We start from the raw sequence: 1,543 nt of genomic DNA on the forward strand, positions 1-1,543 counted from the left end.
CGCATCAGGTTCCTGTAAAACCCTTCATGCCTGTTATCGATGGCAATCGCGTTGCGATAACACTCCACTGCCTCGATCCACTGCCCTGACCTCTCGTAATGCTCGGCGATCCTGCCACAGGTGTTTAAGAACTTCATCCGCAGCATCTCCCGCGTGGCCACGGTGCAGTTTTCGTATTGCTCCTGTGCAAGAAAATCCCCGAGGTAGAGCCTGAACAACCCCTCAACCAGGTGCCTGCTCAGACGGCCCTTTCTCAACTCGTCGCCCAGGCGTTCAACCGTGTCCTGGAGCGCCCACGTATCGCACCAGACGTACCGGTTGTTTAGCGTCAGGAACTTCGCCGAGGACTCTATGGCGTCGTCAACCCCCAACAGCTTGCGCAGGCGATGCAGCGTGGTGCGAAGGGAACCGGCGGCCAGGTCTCCGTCGGCATCGGGCCAGAGGCAATCACTGAGGCGTTGTTCGCTCACCTGCCTGCCGCCAAACAGCACCAACGCCTTTAGCATCTCAAGGGGCTTCTGTTGTACCTTGCCGGAGAAGACGACCGGCTTGTCATCTATCAGCAGCCTGAATCCACCAAGCGTGTATATCTTGAACCGATACGGCCAGCCCTCAACGCGGATGCAGGAGTCATCGGGCAGGACGCCGCTTTGACGGATGATGTCCCTGACGTACTCCGGTTCGATCCCAATCTCAAGGGCCCTGGTTAGCAGCCTGAGATTTGAACGCTTTAGAGGTGTCAGATAGAGTAAGCCACTGTCTTTGGATATCCTCATTGCGTCCCTGAACCTCTCGGCAAAGAGCGTATCATCCGGCTTGTACAAACCTGTTAATGCCTCACACACCGTTGCTATGTATTCATCCAGGAGGACGCTGTTGAGGGTGTTTCCCTCAGCCCTACACTCCGCCATGAGACCTTTGGCCTCTTCTGTGTACCCTCCCTCTATCAGAAGGTACACAAGATTATACCTATGGATTAAATGATTAAGAGGTACCCCTGTTTTTTCCGATATTTTAACGGTAATCCTGCCATGTTCAATAGCCGAGGCATACTCGGCCTTATCGGCGGCAATCATTGACATTTGCATGTTGTAAAGTATCTGATCAAGGCTCTGAACTGTATTCATACAGCGTGTGAGTTTCTCAAGAAACCTCTCTGCGCCGTTTCTGTCACCCAATCCCAAATAACCGTAGATACCTATTGCATAAGACTGCACATCCATTATATGGATACCGGTTCTCTCTGCAATCTCGATGTGCTTGTGCATGGCGCTGATGATTTGTTGATATCCCTGGACGTATAGATAATACATCGCCTCAGCATCCAAATACGTTATCTTGATCAGCGGGTTCTCATCTACGACATCAACGATGTATTCCAACATCCTGACTATCGATCCCGCCTTGTTGATCCTCCCCATCCATTGATTGTAAAAGAGGAGGATAGAGCCTATCGTAAACTTTTGAACGTTGTCCCTGGTGGTTCGCAGGATATCTTCCAGGCGGCCTTCCCAACGGGAGATGTCAGGGTGATGGGGCTGAC

General features: G+C 52.0%; 1 protein-coding gene. It reads right to left on the reverse strand.

The window, feature by feature from the left end:
- On the reverse strand, positions 1 to 1,543 hold a 1,543-nt coding region (locus HWQ67_RS18205; RefSeq protein ID WP_218254114.1), incomplete at both ends, for an AfsR/SARP family transcriptional regulator.

Source organism: Candidatus Magnetobacterium casense (assembly GCF_019173545.1).
In the GTDB taxonomy this organism is placed as follows: domain Bacteria; phylum Nitrospirota; class Thermodesulfovibrionia; order Thermodesulfovibrionales; family Magnetobacteriaceae; genus Magnetobacterium; species Magnetobacterium cryptolimnobacter.